The sequence below is a fragment of the Sphingomonas sp. P4_G3 genome (assembly GCF_056401105.1).
On sequence record NZ_JBFUJZ010000004.1, the window covers coordinates 366,780 to 386,768 of the forward strand.

Below are 19,989 nucleotides of genomic sequence, written 5' to 3' on the forward strand. Positions count from 1 at the left end.
CGGCATCAGCCGGGAGGACGCGAGACCCATGTCAGCGCCCTCCCAAACGAGTTGGGTGGACGCCGCGGCTGGGAAGAACCCGATGAACGGGCGCAGGAGCTACCGACCTGCAACTCTATTTTCGGCATTTCCAGAATGATCGGTGACGGGGCGAATTGCAAGGTCCGAATGTCTGCAAATGGGCCGACGGGATCATTCAACCTGGCCGCTCGACCTCAGACGCAACCATAGATGAAGTCGTCTAACCTTCTCTATTTTCTACCGAACAGTTTCTCGATATCGCCATGCGCCAGCTTCACCCAGGTCGGGCGGCCGTGGTTGCACTGGCCCGAATGCGGCGTCACTTCCATCTCGCGAAGCAAAGCGTTCATCTCGGCGACCGACAGCACGCGACCGGCGCGGACCGAGCCGTGGCAGGCCATGGTCGAGGCGACGTGATCGAGGCGTTCCTTGAGGCTCAGCGCTTCGTCGAACGCGGCGAGTTCGTCGGCGAGGTCGGTGACGAGGCCGGTGACATCCCCCTGCCCCAGCAAGGCCGGGGTCGAGCGGACCAGCATCGCGCGCGGACCGAAGCGTTCGAGGTCAAGGCCGAGTTCGGCCAATTCCTCGATCCGCGCCTCAAGCCGGTCGCAGGCGGGTTCGTCGAGTTCGATCACTTCGGGCAATAGCAGCGCCTGCGCCGCGACCTTGCCGCCGGCCAGCGCGGCGCGCATGCGTTCGAGGACGAGGCGTTCGTGGGCGGCATGCTGGTCGACCAGCACCAATCCGTCCTCGGCTTCCGCGACGATATAGGTCTTGGCGACCTGACCGCGCGCGACGCCGAGCGGATGCGCGACGTTTTCGGGTGGCGGTGCCCAGGCCGGTTCGGCGCGCGCCGCCGGCGGCGGCATGGAGAAGGTGGAACGGTGCTCCATCACCGACGTCGCCCCGGCGAAGGCCGGGGCCGCGGGCGATTCCGAATACTGCCAGAGATCCCGACCTTCGTCGGGATGACGGATTTGCGGTTCCGGCTGCCACGCCGCCAACGCGGCTTCATTCGGACGCTGCGCGCTGCGATGGCCCGCCTCGTCGAGCGCGCGGCGTAGGCCGCTGACGATCAGCCCGCGGATCATCTGCGGCTCCCGGAAGCGCACCTCGGTCTTGGCGGGATGGACGTTGACGTCGACCATGTCGGCGGGAAGATCGAGGAAGAGTGCCACCACCGGATGGCGATCGCGCGCCAGCATCTCGGCATAAGCGCCGCGCACTGCGCCGGCGAGCAACCGGTCCTTCACCGGACGGCCATTGACGAACAGATATTGATGATCGGCGACGCCGCGATTGAAGGTCGGCAAGCCGGCCACTCCGCCCAGCCGCACCCCTTCGCGCTCGAGGTCGATCGCGACGCTGTTCTCGATCAGCGCGCGGTCGGTTAGCGCGGCGACGCGGCCGGGGCGATCCTCTGGCGCGTTGGTCGATAGCGCGCGCCGGCCATCATGCTCGACCGAAAAGGCGATGTCGGGCCGCGCCATCGCCAGGCGCCGCACCACGTCGAGACTCGCGCCATATTCGGCGCGCGGGCTCCGCAAGAACTTGCGGCGGGCGGGGACGCGGTCGAACAGCGCCTCGACGCGGACGCGCGTGCCGGGCGGAAGCGCGGCAGGCCCCTCCTCCAGCACCGCGCCATTGTCGACCACGCGTCGCCAGCCATCGGCGCCGCGCACCCGGCTTTCGAGCGTCAGTCGCGCGACGCTGGCGATCGACGGCAGCGCCTCGCCGCGAAAGCCGAGCGTGACGACATTTTCGATCGCCTCATCGGGCAGTTTCGAGGTTGCGTGGCGCTCCAGCGCGAGCGCCATATCGGCCGCGGACATGCCGCATCCGTCGTCGATCACTTCGATCAAATCGATGCCGCCAGAGGCCAGTTTTACGGCAATTCGGGTCGCCCCCGCATCGACCGCGTTTTCGACTAATTCCTTCAACGCACTGGCGGGTCTTTCGACCACTTCACCGGCGGCGATACGGTTGACGAGATGCTCTGGAAGGCGGCGTATTGACATGGGTTTGACTCTAGACCAAGCGACGCCATCCCGCGACTGCAAATGCCAACAAACCGGAGCCCGGATTTGGCTTTGGCGGACGGGGTGAAACAACCCGGCGCATGCCGTCACTACGGTCTCGAATTCGGACGGTCACATCGAATGGTCTTCTCGCGTTTCTTCAAATTCATGTCGCATGACATGGCGATCGATCTGGGGACGGCCAATACCGTCGTCTATCTGCGTGGCCGCGGCGTCGTCCTCAACGAACCGTCGGTCGTGGCGGTCGAGACGATCAACGGGGTCAAGAAGGTCAAGGCGGTCGGCGACGACGCCAAGCTGATGATGGGCAAGACCCCCGACAGCATCCAGGCGATCCGTCCGCTGCGCGACGGTGTCATCGCCGACATCGACGTCGCCGAGCAGATGATCAAGCACTTCATCCACAAGGTGCATGGCGGGCAACGCCGCTTCATGCGCTGGCCGCAGATCGTGATCTGCGTGCCATCGGGCTCGACCTCGGTCGAGCGCCGCGCGATCCGCGATGCCGCGTCGAACGCCGGCGCCAGCCAGGTGTGGCTGATCGAGGAACCGATGGCCGCGGCGATCGGCGCCGACATGCCCGTGACCGAACCGATCGGATCGATGGTCGTCGATATCGGCGGCGGCACGACCGAAGTTGCCGTGCTGTCGCTGCGCGGCCTCGCTTACACCACCTCGGTCCGCGTCGGCGGCGACAAGATGGACGAGGCGATCGTCTCCTACGTCCGTCGCAACCATAATCTGCTGATCGGCGAAGCGACTGCAGAGCGGATCAAACAGGAAGTCGGCACGGCCAAGCCGCCCGCGGACGGCATCGGTCAGACGATCCACATCAAGGGTCGCGACCTGGTCAACGGCGTTCCCAAGGAAATCCAGATCAACCAGGGCCAGATCGCCGAGGCGCTGTCCGAGCCGGTCGGGACGATCGTCGAGGGCGTGCGCATCGCGCTCGAGAATACGGCGCCCGAACTCGCCGCCGACATCGTCGACCAGGGTATCGTGCTCACCGGCGGTGGTGCGTTGCTCGCGGGGATCGACGAAGTGCTGCGCGATGAAACCGGCCTGCCGGTGACGATTGCCGAGGACCCGCTGACCTGCGTCGCGCTGGGTACCGGCCGCGCGCTGGAAGATCCGATGTTCCGCGGCGTGCTGCATAACGCTTGATTGAGTCTCGGGCCTGATCCAAGCCTGAGAGCGAAAGAATCCCGGGGCTTCGGGGTGCGAGGGAAGTGAATGGCGTCGCCACGCAACCGGCGCCCGGGTTATTCGCGGCGGGCGCAATATAGTCTGTTCATCGGCTACGTGATCGCGATCGCGGGCGTGCTCGTGGGCGCCGTTCTGCTGCTGATCTCCAAGCTCGACCCACCCGCTTTCTCGGCGTTACGCGCCGGGACGGCGGAAGTCACCGCGCCGGTCAGCTGGGGCGTCGGCTCGGTCGTGCGCGGGATCGGATCGATCCCCGGCTGGATCGGCAGCTATTTCGGCGTGCATGGCGAGAATGCGCGGCTGAAGGAGCAGGTCCAGCGCCAGGAGCAGGTTCTGCTCAAGGCGCGCGCGATCGCCTATGAGAATATCCGCCTCAAGAAGCTGCTCAACATGCGTGAGCCGGCAATCGAGGACATCATCAATGCGCGGTTGGTGAGCTCGTCGGCGTCGAGCACGCGGCGTTATGCCCTGATCTATGCCGGCATTGCCCAGGGCGTGCATGCCGGCATGCCGGTACGCGGACCCGATGGTCTGGTCGGTCGGGTGATCGAGGCGGGTCCGGATACCGCACGGGTGCTGATGATCATCGATCCGGAAAGTGTGATCCCGGTGCGGCGCCTGAAAGACGGTGCGCCGGGCTTCGCCGCCGGGCGCGGCGACGGCTTGCTCGAAGTGCGGCCGATCGCGATGACGACCGGCCAGTTCGCCCCGGGCGACATCCTGGTGACGTCGGGAACCGGGGGCATCTTCCCGCCCAACGTACCGGTCGCCAAGGTCACCGAGCGCGGCCGCGACAGCGCGCTCGCCATGCCGCTGGCGCGCCCCGATGCGCTCGATTTTGCCACGGTGATGAAGACCTATTTGCCACCGCCGCCACCACCCGCGCCGGACACGCGTCCGTGAGCAGGCCGCCGAGCGCGTTCGCTCCCCAAACCTCTCCCACCGGCCAATGGCTCATTCCGGTCGGTTCGGTGATGGCGGGGTCGCTGGTCACCGTGATTCCGTTCATCGCGACCTTTCCCGTGCTGCCGCCGTTCGGCCTGATGATTCTGCTCGGCTGGCGGCTGATGCGACCCGAGGCCTTGCGTGTCTGGGCGCCGATTCCGTTCGGGCTGTTCGACGACCTGGTCAGCGGCCAGCCATTGGGCAGCGCGGTGATGTTGTGGAGCATGGCGTTTCTGGCCATCGATATGCTCGACCAGCGGCTGGTGGCGCGCGATTTCTGGCAGGATTGGGTGCTGGCGACGGGCGCGATCGCTTTCGCGTTGATCGGAGGACGCTTGATCGCGACCGGGATAGAGGCGCATGTCGATACACTGTTGTTGTTCCAGGTGATCGTCGCGGTGCTGCTCTATCCCTTCGTCGCCCGTCTGGTCGCTTGGCTCGACCGCAAACGGGGTCGCGCGTGAACCGTCCGACGCGCCTGGTCAACGAGGTCCAGCAATCCTACAGCTTCTCGCGCCGCGCGCTCGTGCTGGGCGCGGCGCAAGGTGCGGTCGCGGTGGCGCTGGCCAGCCGCATGACCTGGCTCGCGGTGATCGAGAACCAGCGTTATCAGGTGTTGGCCGAAAGGAACCGCGTCAATTTGACGCCGATCACGCCCCGGCGCGGCTGGATCATCGATCGCTACGGCCATCCGATCGCCAATAACCGCACCGATTTCCGCGTCGACATCATTCCCGATCGCCTGCCCAAAGAGCAGATCGATCAGGTGTTGAAACTGCTCCAGCAATTATTGTCGCTGCCCCCCGAACAGGTCGCACGTATCCAGACCGACCTCAAGCGCGCTGCCGGGTTTCAGCCGGTCCAGGTCGCGGAAAATCTCGATTGGGACCGCTTTGCCGCGGTCCAGGTGCGCCTGCCGGAACTGCCCGGTGTGGCGCCGACCCGCGGCTATTCGCGGAGCTATCCGGCGGGGCCCGCGGTCGCACACCTGACCGGCTATGTCGGTGCGGCGTCAGCCGAGCAATACAAACAGACCAAGAATTCTCTGTTCATCACTCCTGGTTTCAAGATCGGCAAAGACGGCCTTGAAAAAGCGCTAGAATCGAAGTTGCAGGGCGTCCCCGGCGCCAAGCGCGTCGAGGTTACGGCGCATGGCAAACTGATCCGTGAACTGGAGACGCGGCCGGACCTACCCGGCCATAACCAGCGGCTGACGATCGACGCCGGATTGCAGGAATATGCCGCGCGCCGCCTCGGTACCAATTCGGGCTCTGCGGTGGTCATCGACATCACCAGCGGCGACCTGCTCGCCTTCGTGTCGATGCCGGCTTACGACCCCAACAGCTTTTCCGACGGCATCAGCCATCTCGAATGGAAGATGCTGTCGGATAACGACCACGTGCCGTTGATGAACAAGATCCTGCAGGGGCTTTACCCACCGGGATCGACGGTCAAGCCGATGAACGGTCTGGCGCTGCTTCGGGCCGGTGTCAGCCCGGAGGACCGGATCAGCTGCGGCGGTGCGCTGCGGGTCGGCAACGGCATCTTCCACTGCCACAAGAAATCGGGGCATGGGCCGCTCAACCTCAAACAAGCGATCATGGCCAGCTGCGACATCTATTTCTACGAGATGGTCCGGCGGCTGGGATACGATCAGGTTGCACCGGTCGCACGGATCATGGGGTTGGGACAGAAATTCGACCTCCCCTTCTCGACGCAACGCTATGGCACCGTCCCCGACAGCGGGTGGAAGCTCAAGAAGTACAAAGCCGATTGGACCGTGGCCGACTCGCTCAATGCGTCGATCGGCCAGGGCTATGTGCTGGCAAATCCGATCCAGCTCGCGGTGATGGCGTCGCGCATCGCGTCGGGCCGGTCGCTGCAGCCGCGCATCCTGATGAACGGCAATGCGCCGATCGCCAATCCGCTGCCGCTCGATCCGCAGCACCTCGCCTATATCCGCGACGCTATGTACGGGGTGGTCAATCAGGGCGGCACCGGTGGCCGCGCCCGCCTCAACATCCCCGGCGTCTCGCTCGGCGCCAAGACCGGCACCGCGCAGGTCCGGCGCATCACCATGGCCGAGCGCGCGGGCGGCGTGCGATCGAACGCCTCTTTGCCGTTCAAGATGCGCGACCACGCCTTGTTCATCTGCTTCGCGCCCGTCGAGAACCCAAAATATGCCGCCGCCGTCGTGCTCGAACATGGCGGCCATACGGTGACCAATCTCGATACGCCGGGGATCGGGCGCGACATCATCACGTACCTGCTCGACCGCGACCGCGCGCTGAAATCGCTGGCCGAGGTCGAACCGACCTGGGGCGGCGATATCGCCACGCGCATGGCGGCCGAGACCGCCGCCTATAAGAGCCAGATCTCGCTGGTGCAGGGTGCACAGACCGAAATCAACGCCACGGCGGCGCCGACCGACGCCCCGGCGGTCGAAGCGGCAACCGACGCCGCCAATTCGTCGGCCGCGGCGATCGCCAATACCGCGCAGCCGGCCGAAGAAGGGTCGCGCGAGGCGACGAATGACTAGAGGGTCCTCTGCCAATCTCGGCTTCGTGCCCGAACCGCTCGCGCAATTGCCGTGGAAGATCATCCTGCTGGTCCTGGCGATCGGCTGTTTCGACCTGCTGGTGCTCTATTCGGCGGCGGGCGGGCATATCCGCCCCTGGGCGCTGTCACAGGGTGTCCGCTTCTTCGTCCTGCTCGGCGGCGCGATGGCCTTGTCGCGCGTACGCGAAAGCACCTGGAGCTCGATCAGCCTGCCGATCTACGTGGTCATCATCCTGATGCTGCTGGGGGTCGAGATCCTCGGCAAGGTCGCCGGCGGCGGCCAACGCTGGCTCGAGCTCGGCATCATCCGCCTGCAGCCGTCCGAATTGATGAAGCCGTTCATCGTGCTCGCCTGCGCGCGCTTCTACGAGATGCTGCCGCCGGCCGAGATCCGCAAGTTCGGCGCGATATGGCCGCCCTTGGTGCTGATCGGCATTCCCGCCGCGCTGGTCATGCTTCAGCCCGATCTCGGCACCGCGCTGATGATCACCGCCGGCGGCATCACGGTGATGTTCCTGGCCGGCATTCCGCTGCGCCTGTTCATCGGCGGCGGGCTGGCGGGCGCGATCCTGGCACCGATCGCGTTCAACTTCGTGCTCCACGATTACCAGCGCAACCGCATCCTGATCTTCATGGATCCGGAAAGCGATCCGCTCGGCACCGGCTATCATATCAGCCAGTCGAAGATCGCGATCGGATCGGGCGGGATTTTCGGCAAGGGCTTCCTGAACGGCACGCAGAGCCATCTCGATTATCTGCCGGAAGGGCACACCGATTTCGCGCTGGCGACGATGATGGAGGAATGGGGGCTGGTCGGCGGCGTGCTGTTGGTCGTCGCCTGGTTCACGATCATCTGGTGGGCGGTCAATGTCGCGCTCAAGGCTGAAGGGCGTTTCGCCCGGCTGACCGCCGCAGGTTTGGCGACGACCCTGTTCTTCTACGTATCGATCAACATGGCGATGGTGATGGGCATGGCGCCCGTGGTCGGCGTGCCGCTGCCGCTGATCAGCTTCGGCGGATCGTCGCAGCTGACGGTGCTGTTATGCATCGGCATCCTGATGTCGCTCGACCGCCAGAACCGGCAACAGACCCGCTGGTAACGGCCAGGCGGGCGCCAATTGCGGCGCCGCAAAAAAGGGGTTGCAAAGCGCGCCTGCGATGGTAATTGCCCCCCTCCCCGTCCGGGGAGCCGCTCTTAACAGCGGCAGCCGCAAACCGGCATGGACGCATAGCTCAGTTGGTAGAGCAGCTGACTCTTAATCAGCGGGTCCTAGGTTCGAGCCCTAGTGCGTCCACCACCTTTTCAATGGCTTAACGGCATGACCTGGGCCAGCCAAGGGCGGCTCGACGGTGGGATGCACGAGATCGTCGACCACCGCGAAGCTCCGCAATTCTACCCGCCCGATTAGGGTCTGTCCTTTTTGTGGCACATGTCCGTGATCGGATTTGCCCCCTTGGCTGTCAGAAGGCCGAGCCGGTATGGCAGCTGGATGTAATCGGAGGGGTGAACCGACGGGTCGTTACCTTGGAACAGGAACCGAAGCGGCTTGCAGGGGTCAATGACCTGGGTCTGATCCGTCGTGTCCCGGATCAGTTCGCCATGCGAAACACCCTCGGACCAGATGCCTTCCACGTTGTCGGCTGTTGCGAAGGGATTTTTGGCGGCTGAACCCAGCGGCACCCAGGTGCCTTCCAAACCGTCGCTTTTCCATATCCGGAAATAACGCCCCTTCGGGCTGATTGCCTCGACGACGGTGAGGTACGTATTGGTTCCTTTTACCCGATAGTGGCTGCTTGCCTCGAACGCGTCCTCTCGAGGCTCGGTGATGACGGTGACGGTATTGTGGAAGCCGTTCGGGAATTGATCGATCCCTGTCTCCGACCGCATGACGTGGCCGTTATCGTCGGTATTGAAGAGGTAGCACTTGGTGTCGTTGCAGAGAATGTAGAAATCTAGCCACCCCTTCCCCGCCGGAGGCTTCGTGATGTCCGGCGCCGTGGCAAAGAATGGGCGAGCAGCGCTCCATGACATCGGGTCGTCGATGTTGGTCGTGGTGGAATACATCGGATCGCCGCCCTGAAATATCAGGTACCAGAGCTTTTTCGGAGCAAAGTAGAACACTTCCGGCGCCGCGCGGTACCCAGGGCCTATCGGCGATTTCTCGAGGGGGAATATCGGCGCCGTCGATGCGGACGACCAATCGGCGAAGCTGGTATAGGCGATGCCCCATCCCTTCGATCCGGCCGTGGTCATGAAGACATGGTATTTTCCGTTCGCAAATACGACGGACGGATCCTTTACCGCGTAAACGGTCTGGGATGGATCCGGCTGCGGCCCGATCAGCGGTGCGCTTGATTTCCAGTAAAAGGCTCCGTGAGACGGCGCAGAGGATGAACCGGCAGACGCCCCGGCACATCCGGCCAGCAGGGCCATGGCCGCCAGGCTCGCTGGACAGAATGTCAGGGCCTTCATCCCCCGCATGTTCTTTTTGAAGTTCATAGTATGAATATCTTTCAAGCTTGAGCCTGGCCGTTAAGATGCAAGCGTATTGGCCCGCTCCTGGGCGCTCCGATTATTCGAGACCAAGCACCGTCACCGATGCCGGCGCGACAGTGATGGTCAGCTTGCCGCTCGCAACCTTGGCCGCCAATGCCTTGGGGGCGACGATATTGGGTGCGTCGAAGGTGTTGACGCTGTCGACCTTCGGCGCCGAAAGGGTTTGGCCCGAAGCCCTCTTGGCTTTCACACCGGCGAGCGAAACGCCGAATGTCGCGGGCGACTTCGGGTCGATATTGGTGACGGCGATCCATATTTTGCCGGCCTTGTCCCTGGCCGCAATGACGTCGACACGCGGCAGGGTGATCCCGTTCGTCATATAGGTGCCGGCGTCGAAGGTCAGCGGCACGAAGGTCGCGTCCTGGAACGGCACGTACATGTGGAAGACGTGATAGGTCGGCGTCAGCAGCATCTTGCCCTTGTCGGTCAGGATCATGGCCTGCAGGACGTTGATCATCTGCGCGATATTGGCCACGCGGACGCGGTCGGCATGGCGCGCGAAGATATTGATGTTGAGGGCGGCCAGCACGGCGTCGCGCTGAGTATTCTGTTGCACTAGGCTGCCCGGGTTCGACCCCGGCGTCGGGGCCAGCCACGAGCCCCATTCGTCGACCACCAGGGCGACCTTCTTTTCGGGATCATATTTATCCATGATCGCCGACTGCGTCTTGAGCGTATACTCCATGCCGATCGAGTCTTTCAGCAGGACGGCATAGTCCTTCTCGCCAAAGCCGGTGTCCGCCATATGCGGCGGCCAGCCGCCCGCGCTGTAGGAGTGCAGCGACAGGCCCTCGATATCCCAGGCCCAGGAACGGCTCTTCCAGGCCTTCATGACGGCGTCGGTATAGGTGGGGTCGGCACCGCTCGGTCCGACGGCAACGCGCTTCATCGGCTGGGCAGCGTTGTAATTGCGCACGAAGTGCGAAAAGCGCTTCATTTCGCTGATGTAGAAGTCCGGCGACATGGGGCCGCCGCAGTCCCAGGATTCGTTGCCGAGGCCAAGGATGGCAACCTTGTACGGCTCAGGGTGACCGTTTTTAGCGCGCTCGGCACCCAGGGCGTCGTCGGTCGGGGCGGTCATGTACTCAAGCCATTCGGCCGCTTCCTGCGCAGTGCCAGAGCCGAGATTGACCGAAACATAGGCTTCGGTTCCGATCTGCTGGGCGAAGTCCATGAATTCGTCGGTGCCGAAACTATTGGGCTCGCCGATGGCCGGCTTGCGCTCAGGGCCGACTCCGCGGCGCCAGTTATATTGATCGGCGAAGCAGCCGCCCGGCCAGCGGACGTTGGGGACCTTGAGCGCCTTCAAGGCCGCTACGACATCGTTGCGAATGCCGCGCGTGTTTGGGATCGTGGAATCCCTGCCGACCCAGATGCCGCCGTAGATACCGCTGCCTAGATGCTCGGCGAACTGGCCGAAGATATTGCGGTCAATCACCGCGCCGGGCTTGGACGCATCGAGTGTTACCTGAACCGGAGCATCGGCGGCAGGCGCTACGCTTGCCGGCATGGCGATGCACAGCAGCAGGGCGATGCGGGCAGCCCAGGTCAGGGACGAAAAGCGCCGCTTTGCCTGCTCGCCTGACGGCGAGATACGGGTCGTGCGTGGAAACAGGCGCGTAATCATGCGAATCCTTCTGGCATTAGCGTTGATGCCCAGCGATCAGCGTCTGCGCGGCCGGGCGTGTCCTATGATTTCGCAGGGCCAGTCAGGAGCAGCATCAGCACGCTGTGCGGCGCCAGCCGCGCTTGCAGTTTGGTGCTCGTGTCGCCCGTCTTCGTGCTCCACAGGTCGGACCAGCGGTAGACGGCCTGCTTGAAATCGACCGACCGGTTGCTCAGCCCGTCGGTCAGGACTTCCGCCTTCCAGTCATGGTCAACGTTGGTCGGCTGGTTGGAGCGGTTCAGGAACAGCAACGCCCATTTGCCGCCGTCGAGCGGCTTGGCATAGGTTTCCAGCGGACCGTCGACCATGACGCGCAGCGCCTGCACACCCAGCTTGTCCTGGCTCACCGCGATCACGCCGGGGTTGGTCAGGATGCGGCGGGTCGACTCGGACATGGAACGCAGGTCGTTGCCCAGGATGAGGGGCGAGGCCATCATGGCCCAGATCGACAGATGGGCGCGGTCTTCGTCCTCGCTCATGCCGTTGCCCACTTCGAGCATGTCCATATCGTTCCAGTGGCCGGGCCCTGCGAACTTGCGCAGGCCGGCCTGCCTGTCGAGGATGCGCAGTACGCCCAGACCAGTCGAAAGACCGGGACTGAATTCGCAGTCGAAGCAATTATAGATATCGGGCGTGGTGCGCCACGAATGGCCAACCTGGCCGGCCCACTCCCACGGCTTGCTCATGCCCCATTCGCACAAGCTGAACAGCATCGGACGGCCCGACTGGGCGATCGCGTCGCGCATCGTGGTGTAGGCCGCTTCGGCGCTCATGCCTGGGGTGTTGCACCAGTCGTACTTGACGTAATCGATGCCCCAGCGCGCATAGGTCCGCGCATCCTGATATTCGTGGCCGCGGCTACCGGGACGGCCGCCGCAGGTGGTCGCGCCGGCGTCCGAGTAGATACCCAGCTTGAGTCCCTTGCCATGCACATAGTCCGCCAGTGCCTTTATGCCGGACGGGAAGCGCTTGGCGTCGGGCTGAATGTTGCCGTCGGCGTCGCGCTGGCCTTGCCAGCAATCGTCAATGTTCACGTACTGGTAGCCGGCGTCCTTCATGCCGGACTTTACCATGGCATCGGCGGTCTCGCGGATCAGGCGCTCGTCGATTTCGCAGGCAAATTTGTTCCAGCTGTTCCAGCCCATTTGCGGGGTGCTGGCCAGGCCTTCAGCCTTTTGAGCCCAGCAATTGCCGCAGGCGGCAGCACCCAGCAAGATGCCTAACATGAGCCGCGCTATGCCTTTGATGTTCACTTCGCATCCCTTCATCATGTCGATGCTGGCACTCGGCCAGGATATGGAAGATTCCGCTCACGCTGCGGATCTCACCAGAAATTGTCAGAAGATCGTCGACTGACGATCCTCCGCGCGGAGCGACGTCGATCTTGAGAGGCCGGACCTTCAGGGCGCGGCGAAAACCGCGGCGATCGTCGATGGATTGAAGTCGGCGCCGGTGTTGCGGTCGAACAGCCCGCACGTGTGATTGGGGAAGGCGCCGGTGTCCCAGTAAAAGGGTGCGAAGCCATGCCGGATCGCGGACCCGGTGACATATTTGGTCCAATAGTCCCTGTACTTCAGCGACGGATCATATTCGGTCTTTGAGATGGCACAATATTCGCCGATGATGACGGGAATGCCCTTGTCGGCATAGGCGGTCTTCGCCTTGTCGAATTGGGCGTCGACATGCGCCTCGTTGTCCCATGCTTCGGTTGCTGCGGGATCGGTTGCGATCGATCCCCACTGCCAGATGGCGCTCTTGTCGTTCAGCGTGAAGTTGTATGAGTCGTAATAATGGAACTCCATCATCAGCCTGCCGCTGACGGTGTCGGTTGGGACGGGAGCTCCACACGCCGTAATCGTATTGGTGATGTCGGTGTTATAACCCTGGAAGACCAAAGTTCGTGACGCATTGCTCCCGCCGGTCGCGCGCACCGCGTCGACGAACGCCTGGTTGAAACCCTCCTGAACCGAGCAATTTTCCTGCGACGGCACGCCATAGTCCACGTGGATTTCGTTAGTGCCGGCGAACAGCAAATGGTTGTCGTAATCTTTGAAATTGTTCGCGACTTGCGTCCACAAATTCTTGTACGCCGCGTTGCCGGCAACCTGGTTCGCAGCCGTCGGCGTGTACCAATCGCTCTTATGCTGGTTGATGATCACGTACAGCCCGGCGTTGCGTGCCATATCGACCACTTCCTTGACCCTGGCGAGCCAGAACGGCGCGATGGTCCCGGCGCTGTCGGCATATTGTGCCCACTCGACGGGAATGCGCACACTCTTGAAACCGGCGGCCGCGACTGCGTTGAGCAATTTCTGGTTTATCACGGGATTGCCGTAAACGGTCTCCTGCGAAGTCGTGTGGGGCTTGCCGTAGTCGTTTAACGACTCAAGCGTATTGCCGATGTTCCAGCCCTTGCCGAGCTCCGCCGTGGTGACCGCCGCAAGCACTGGGGTTGGTGTTGGGGTCGGCGTGGCGGCCGGCATCGGTGTGGGAGCCGGCGCAGGCGCTGGTGTGGGTGTCACCGTTCCGCTTCCGGCCGCGGCGCCGCCTCCGCAAGCAGTCAGACCGAGCGCAACCAGCCCCGACAGCGGCACCGGTCGGTGCACTCGCCCACAAAATTTCATGTCCTCATCCCCAGGCACGTTGGCCGACAACCCTTGCGCACTGGCGCCGAGTTCATGCGGGCTATACGTCAACGAAAATAGCGCGCCGGGAATTGTTTCGGGCCGGAAAATGCTGGCTGCGAAATGGACACGGCGACTGCGAACTGGCTGCAGCGCCGGCTCACCAGCCCGAATCAGGAACATTAGAGGTATCAGCGGATCCTAGATCCGAGCTCTAATATATCCGATTTTCTTTCAATGACTTGATAGGCATGCAATAGGCTCGTCCGGGCATAGGCAGTTCGCAAGGCACATTATAGCCGATCTCTGGTAGCGTTATCAGATTCCAGCTTTGTGGTATCAGGGCACAAAATGAGGGAGGCATAATGCGGCCTGGGTCGAAATCGTCCGGACTCGTCATATCCGGGCTGGCATCATGCCTGGCCTTTACCCTGGTTACAGGAGCATCGCCCGCATCCGCCGTGGATCGGGACGGTCCGGTGGCGCGCACGTCCAAGGGCATGTCGACAGAGACCTGGACGCCGGATAACGGTGACGGCACGTTCACTAATCCATTATTCTATGACGAGTTTTCAGATCCGGACCTGATCCGCGTCGGCGACTGGTTCTACCTGACCGGCACCACCATGCACGCCATGCCCGGCCTGCCGATCCTGCGCTCGAAGGACTTGGTCAACTGGGAATTCGTTGCCTATGCTTTGGACAAGCTCGACCTCGGCCCGGCCTACCGGCTGGAGGATGGCCGGAATATCTACGGTCAGGGTATCTGGGCGCCATGCTTCCGCTACCATGACGGCAAATTCTACATCTTCTCGAACGTCAACGGCCAGACGACCCAGATGTTCACGGCCACCGATCCCAAGGGGCCGTGGACGCGCACGCCGATGAAGCGCAGCTTTCACGATTTGTCCGTCCTGTTCGATGACGACGGCAAGGCCTATGTCGTCTGGGGTCATCAGGACATGCACCTGGCCCAACTTACCGATGACCTGACCGACGTGGTTCCAGGCACCGAGCGCGCCCTGTTCACCGCCGATGCCGGGATGGGCGAAGGCGCGCATTTCTACAAGATAGACGGCAAATATTACATCATCAGCGCCGAATATGCCGGCGGCTTTCGGATGCCGGCGGCGCGGGCGGATCGCGTGCTGGGCCCCTATGAGGTCGATCGAGCGATCAGCTTGCACGAGGACTTCGGCATGGCGGCGGGCCAGCGCACGGCCACGGCCAAACCGCCGTTCAAGTTCTGGGCGCCCGGCGCCGCCGCCAGTCACGGCCTGGCGATGCACCAGGGGGGCATCGTCCAGACGCCGGAGGGCGAATGGTGGGGTTTTTCGATGATGGATTTCAATTCTGTCGGCCGCCTGCTCGACCTGTCGCCGGTCACCTGGAAGGACGGCTGGCCCTATTTCGGGCTGCCGGGTAATCTGACGCGTACGCCGCGGACCTGGGTGAAGCCCAAGACCGCCACGCCGCAGCCCGTGCGGGTGCCCTACCGCCGCAGCGACGATTTCTCGGCGCCGCGGCTCCAGCCGATATGGCAGTGGAACCATGTCCCGGTCGACGGCAAATGGTCGTTGTCGGAACGGCCCGGCTTCCTGCGGCTTCATGCCTTGCCGGCGACCTCATTCTATGACGCGCGCGATACGCTGACGCAGCGCGCGATCGGGCCGATGTCGACCCCGACCGTCCTGCTCGATGCGTCGCACCTGAAGCCTGGCGACATGGCCGGCCTGGGGCTACTCAATCTGCCCTATGCGACTTTGGGCGTCGAAAAACGTACCGACGGGCTCGACATCGTCCTCCATGACCAGCGCTCCGACAAGACGGTACGGGTGAAGATGACGGGGACGCGCATCTGGCTTCGTGCCGACTGCGATTTCCTCACCGAACGCGCGCGCTTCAGCTATTCGTTCGACGGCGTCACCTTTACCCCGATCGGTGAGCAGGTCGTGCTGGTCTATCAGACCTTCACCTTCCAGGGCGTTCGCTACGGATTGTTCAGCTACAATAGGACCGGCGCCGAAGGCGGGTTCGCCGATTTCGACAATATCCAAATCTATCAGCCGCATACCCGCGGCCTGATGCGACCCATTCCCTATGGCCGATCGATCCGGCTGACCTCGTTTCATGCGACGACCGGGCTCGCGGCCGGCGCTGCGGGCCTGGCTTCGGCAGTCCCGACGCGGTTCGAGGTCGTCGACCGCAAGTTGGGCCGCATCGCCCTGCAATCGGGCCGACGCTATGTTACCGTCGGCGCGAATGGAGAGGTGACACTCGTGGCCGGCCAGTCCGGCAAGGCGCAAAACTTCCAATGGATTGAAACGCCGACTGGAGAACTGGTGCTGATGTCGTTGGCGACCAACCGCTTCCTCCGCATCGATCCGAAGACCGGCAATATCCGAGCCGACAGCCCCGGCCCGATGCCGGACGATAGCGATGGCGCGCGCTTTATCTGGTCGGAATAGAAAGGGCGGCGCTGGCGCCCGTGTTGGCTTTCGTGCCGCTAGCCAATTCGGCTTTTTGGTGGCGAAGCCGCTCCCGATGCCGCGGCACCAACACCGGTCCGTAAACATGGGCGTTGGAAACTGGCGAGCCGTTTATCTTCACTCGGCCTGCCCCTCGCCCACCGGCATCACCAGCACCGGCTTGACCACCGATCCGTCGCTGGAGGCGGCGAAGGCGCGCTCAATCTCGGCGAAGGAATAGGTCCGGACGATCTTTTCCAGTGGCAATTCGCCGGCTCGATAATGATCGATGAGCCGCGGAATGAAGCGGCGCGGATCGATGCCGCCCTCGACCACCCCAACGACCCGTCGGCCGACAGCCATGATCGCGGAAGGATCGATCGAGATCGACCCGCCGGGCGGATAGGCACCAACCAGCGCAAGCGTGCCACGCGGCGCGAGCAGATCGACCGCTCGCTCCACCAATGCCGGAACGCCGGTCGTGTCGACGATATGGTCGAACGCGCCCGACAGCCGCTCGATCGCATCGGCGGTTTCCGTCGCGCCGAGGTCGCGCGCCAGATCGAGGCGCCCCGGATGGAGGTCGAGCACCGCGATTCTGCCCGCGCCGAGGATCCGTGCGGCCATCACTGCCGCCAGCCCGACCGCGCCGGCACCGAACACCGCTATCGACTGGCCGGGTTGCAGGCGCAGCGTTTCCATCACCGTGCCCGCGCCCGTCTGGATGCCGCAGCCGAGCGGCGCGAGCAGGTCGAGCGGGAGTGCGGGGTCGATCGGCACCACATTGTCGGCATGGGCGAGCGCCGAGGTGGCAAAGGCCGATTGGCCGAAGATGTTGCCTCCGACCGCCGCGCCATCGCGTCGGATATCGCCCTCGCCCGGCGTCCGCGCGCCGAGAAAATTGCGCGGGACGAACTCGTCGCAATAGCCGGGCTGATGATCGTCGCACGCCGCGCATCGGCCGCAACTGTGGAAGCTGAGCAGCACATGATCGCCTGGCGCGATCCCCTCGACCGCCGAACCCACCGCCTCGACCACCCCGGCGCCTTCATGGCCCAGCACCACCGGAAAGGGGATCGGCAACCCGCCGTCGCGCATCACCATGTCGGTATGGCAGACCCCGCAGGCGTGGATCGCGACCCGGACCTGCTCTGGACCCGGTGGATCGATGGTAACCGCGGTGAGCGTGAACTCGCCGCCGGGCGCCTCGACGATCGCAGCCTGGGCTGTCAGTCCTTCCATCGGATCAGAACCGGAAGCCGAACTTGGCATACCATTCACGTGGCCGGTTATAGCTTCCGAAGAAGACCCCCGCCGATACGTTCGATCCGCCCGAGGTGAGGTAGCGGCCGTCGGTCAGGTTGGTGCCGCCGACCGTCAGCGTCCAATGGTCGCCGGGCTCGCGATAGGTGAGGCTGGCATTGACCGTATTGGTCGTGGGCCGGAACAATAAATAGGTGCGTTGCGCGTCGTTCCACGCGCTGGTGGTATGGCTCCAGTCGGCGAGCAACACCAGCGCTCCGCCATTCCCCAGCCTGGTCTCATAGCGAGGGCTGAGGCTGATCTGCCATTTCGGCGTCTTGGGCAAGGACGCCCCTACCAGCGTTCCCGCCTGGAAAATATTGGCGCCGCCCACCGCAGTCGCGGCCGGGGACACATAGGTGTAATAGGCATCGGTGTAGCCGACCGATCCGTTGATCGTCAGGCCGGCCACAGGCGCTGCGACCATCTCCACCTCGAAGCCCTTGATCCGGGCATTGCCGGCATTGGCGATGGTCGGCGACGTCCCGATCTGGATGTTGAGCTGAATACCCTGATAGTCGGTCGTATAGGCGGCCGCGTTGAGCTGGAGCTTGTGATCGAACCAGGTCGATTTGACGCCAGCTTCCCAGGTCGTCGCCTTTTCCTCATCGAAACCCGGCGCGACATTGCCCTGCGGATTGGTCAGGCGCGTGGTCCAGCCGCCGGTCTTGTAGCCCTTCGACCAGCTGCCATAGAGCAGGATGTCCTTGGCGGCGTGGAGCTGGATGCCGACCTTGGGCGAGAAGTTGGTGAAGGTCTTGCGGTTGACGCCCGGCACATAGACGCGGACCGGATTGCTCGGATCGGGGAAGGACAATCCCTGTTGGCAAGTCACTGGCGCCAGCGGGAACGGGCCGTTGGGCGTGATGTTGCCATTGGCGTCGGAACAGCCGAACAATTTGTAGTTGAACCCGTTGAGCTCCTGCTGCCCGCCCTCGAATTGCTTGTTTTCGCGCGTGTAGCGCCCCCCCAGCGTGATTCCGATCAGGTCGATCGGGCGGAAATCCACCTGCCCGAAGGCGGCATAATTCTCGGTCTTGAGCGTGTTGGGACCGTCGACCTGGATCAGCCCTTCGGCGAAGGTGACATAATCATGCAGGTCGCCGGCTTCCTTGAAATAATAGGCGCCAAGCACATAGTTGAGTTTGTTGTCGAACGCCTTGCCGAGCAGCTGCACTTCCTGGCTGAACTGCCATTGGTTCATCTTGAAGCTGAGCTGCAGGAAGTTGAGCGGCGAGCCGTCGGCATCGAGACCGGCATTCCAATGGAGAGCGCGATACGCGGTGATCGACTTGATCGCGACGTTCTTCGCCAGGTCGATATCGACGATGCCCGACACGCCCCAATTCTTCAGGTCGGAATAGCTGTTGCCGGTGGCGTAGCTGCGATTGGGATCTGCGGTGACGAAGCGGCTGTCCCATGGCAACCGGTCATTGTTGGGGTTGCCGTCGACATTGACGCTGGCCACGCTCGGCAGCTTGAATTGCGGGCTGTATTGAGTGCTCGTCACGCCGCACAGCGCCTGCGCGCCACGCGCGGCGATCTGCGCCGAGGTGGCGCCGATACAGAAATTGTACAGGCCCGCGAACAGGAAGCCGGTCGTGCCGGTTGGGTCGAAGGCCGTGCCTGGCAGATTGGTCGTGCCGGCAAAATTGCCCGGTACAGTTTCGGCGGTTCCCAGCAGCTTGTTCGCCGATGTTCCCTTGTCGCGGCTGTAATCACCCGACACGGTCAGTCGGACCGGGCCGCCATTGTCCCATTTGAGCTTGCCGCGCAGGTTGAAATTGTCATTGGCGCCTTCGCTCCGCGCGCTGTCATATCCCGCGGCGTCGAAAGCGGTGAAGGACGGCGAATTGTTCGCGCGCGCATCGGGATAGGGAATGCGCTTCAGATAGCCGTCGCGCGTCCGCACACCGAACGTCAGCGACGAAGACAGGCCGTCGGTAATCGGGATATCGACCGTGCCGCGCGCCTGGAGGAGGTTGAAGCTGCCGGTAGTGATGTCGCCGCTGACGCGGAAAGTCTTGCCCGGGTCATGCGTGACGATCGAGATCGCACCACCGATCGTGTTGCGGCCGAACAACGTGCCCTGCGGTCCCTTCAGGATCTCGACGCGCTCGACATCGGGCAGGTCCTGGTTGGCGCCGACCGTTCGCGCCAGATAGACGCCGTCGAGGTAGATGCCGACCCCCGGATCGATGTTGAACGCGAAATCGTCCGACCCGATGCCGCGGATATAGGCGGAGAGAACGGCGGTGGAGCCGGAAAAGGGCGTTCCCGCATCGAGATTGACGTTGGGCGCGATCGCCGACAGCTGCGAAATGCTGGTGACCGCGCGCTCCTTCAGCGTATCGGCGGTGAAGGCCGAAATCGCGATCGGCACGTCCTGCACATTCTCGGACCGCTTCTGCGCGGTGACGACGATATCGGGAATGCCGCTATTGGTCTCGACCTGGGCCGGGTCCGGCTGGGGTGGCGTCGCGGGCGCCGCTTGCGCATGCGCGAGCGACGGCAGGATGACGGTGGTCCCCAACAGGATGCCGATGATTGACGTGCGCAAAATTGTCCTCCCCTGAACCCGGCCGCTTCGAACGGTCTGAGG

General features: G+C 63.5%; 13 protein-coding genes and 1 tRNA gene. 7 read left to right on the forward strand and 7 right to left on the reverse strand.

The annotated features are described in order from the left end of the window. Positions 1-251: 251 nt before the first annotated feature. The gene (gene mutL / locus AC1DQQ_RS13595) at positions 252-2,039 is read right to left on the reverse strand and encodes a DNA mismatch repair endonuclease MutL (RefSeq protein WP_478040976.1); all 1,788 of its coding nucleotides are present in this window, start codon (positions 2,037-2,039) and stop codon (positions 252-254) included. A gap of 141 nt (positions 2,040-2,180) precedes the next feature. Here mutL and AC1DQQ_RS13600 point away from each other — a divergent pair, with 141 nt between their 5' ends. From AC1DQQ_RS13600 to AC1DQQ_RS13625, 6 genes are all read left to right on the forward strand, one after another. Then, entirely contained in the window at positions 2,181-3,224 is a 1,044-nt protein-coding gene (locus AC1DQQ_RS13600; protein ID WP_066583527.1) for a rod shape-determining protein, read from the forward strand. 69 nt (positions 3,225-3,293) lie between these two features. Beyond that, a complete protein-coding gene (locus AC1DQQ_RS13605; protein ID WP_478030245.1) occupies positions 3,294-4,169 on the forward strand; it encodes a rod shape-determining protein MreC in 876 nt (291 codons plus the stop codon). Further along, positions 4,166-4,675, forward strand: coding sequence for a rod shape-determining protein MreD (gene mreD, locus AC1DQQ_RS13610; protein WP_478030246.1), 510 nt, complete (start codon positions 4,166-4,168; stop codon positions 4,673-4,675). Before AC1DQQ_RS13605 ends, mreD begins: the two co-directional genes overlap by 4 nt. Next, positions 4,672-6,750 (forward strand): penicillin-binding protein 2, encoded by a 2,079-nt coding sequence (mrdA, locus tag AC1DQQ_RS13615; RefSeq protein ID WP_478045468.1) that lies wholly within the window; start codon positions 4,672-4,674, stop codon positions 6,748-6,750. Before mreD ends, mrdA begins: the two co-directional genes overlap by 4 nt. After that, complete coding sequence (gene rodA, locus AC1DQQ_RS13620; protein WP_478045469.1) at positions 6,743-7,870, forward strand: rod shape-determining protein RodA; 1,128 nt, start codon at positions 6,743-6,745, stop codon at positions 7,868-7,870. Before mrdA ends, rodA begins: the two co-directional genes overlap by 8 nt. A gap of 122 nt (positions 7,871-7,992) precedes the next feature. Beyond that, positions 7,993-8,068, forward strand: a tRNA-Lys gene (locus tag AC1DQQ_RS13625). Positions 8,069-8,175: 107 nt separating this feature from the next. On the opposite strand, the gene AC1DQQ_RS13630 is transcribed toward AC1DQQ_RS13625, so the two are convergent. The 4 genes from AC1DQQ_RS13630 to AC1DQQ_RS13645 all read right to left on the reverse strand — a co-directional run bounded on the left by AC1DQQ_RS13630 (position 8,176) and on the right by AC1DQQ_RS13645 (position 13,800). Next, entirely contained in the window at positions 8,176-9,270 is a 1,095-nt protein-coding gene (locus tag AC1DQQ_RS13630; protein ID WP_478040980.1) for a glycoside hydrolase family 62 protein, read from the reverse strand. Between the two features lie 73 nt (positions 9,271-9,343). After that, complete coding sequence (locus AC1DQQ_RS13635; RefSeq protein WP_478045470.1) at positions 9,344-10,954, reverse strand: alpha-N-arabinofuranosidase; 1,611 nt, start codon at positions 10,952-10,954, stop codon at positions 9,344-9,346. Between the two features lie 62 nt (positions 10,955-11,016). Continuing rightward, positions 11,017-12,246, reverse strand: coding sequence for a glycoside hydrolase family 27 protein (locus AC1DQQ_RS13640; RefSeq protein ID WP_478045471.1), 1,230 nt, complete (start codon positions 12,244-12,246; stop codon positions 11,017-11,019). A gap of 147 nt (positions 12,247-12,393) precedes the next feature. Then, positions 12,394-13,800 carry a glycoside hydrolase family 5 protein gene (locus tag AC1DQQ_RS13645; protein ID WP_478045472.1) on the reverse strand — a complete coding sequence of 469 codons (1,407 nt, stop codon included), beginning with the start codon at positions 13,798-13,800 and terminating at the stop codon, positions 12,394-12,396. Positions 13,801-14,096: 296 nt separating this feature from the next. On the opposite strand from AC1DQQ_RS13645, the gene AC1DQQ_RS13650 reads away from it, so the two are divergent. Further along, on the forward strand, positions 14,097-16,085 hold the full coding sequence (locus AC1DQQ_RS13650) for a family 43 glycosylhydrolase (RefSeq protein ID WP_478040983.1): 1,989 nt from the start codon (positions 14,097-14,099) through the stop codon (positions 16,083-16,085). 138 nt (positions 16,086-16,223) lie between these two features. Here the strand turns inward: AC1DQQ_RS13650 and AC1DQQ_RS13655 are convergent, their stop codons facing one another. Both AC1DQQ_RS13655 and AC1DQQ_RS13660 read right to left on the reverse strand, forming a co-directional pair. Then, a complete protein-coding gene (locus AC1DQQ_RS13655; RefSeq protein WP_478040984.1) occupies positions 16,224-17,327 on the reverse strand; it encodes an NAD(P)-dependent alcohol dehydrogenase in 1,104 nt (367 codons plus the stop codon). A gap of 4 nt (positions 17,328-17,331) precedes the next feature. Then, positions 17,332-19,947: a TonB-dependent receptor gene (locus AC1DQQ_RS13660; RefSeq protein ID WP_478045473.1), complete on the reverse strand. Its 2,616-nt coding sequence runs from the start codon at positions 19,945-19,947 to the stop codon at positions 17,332-17,334. Positions 19,948-19,989 lie beyond the last annotated feature (42 nt).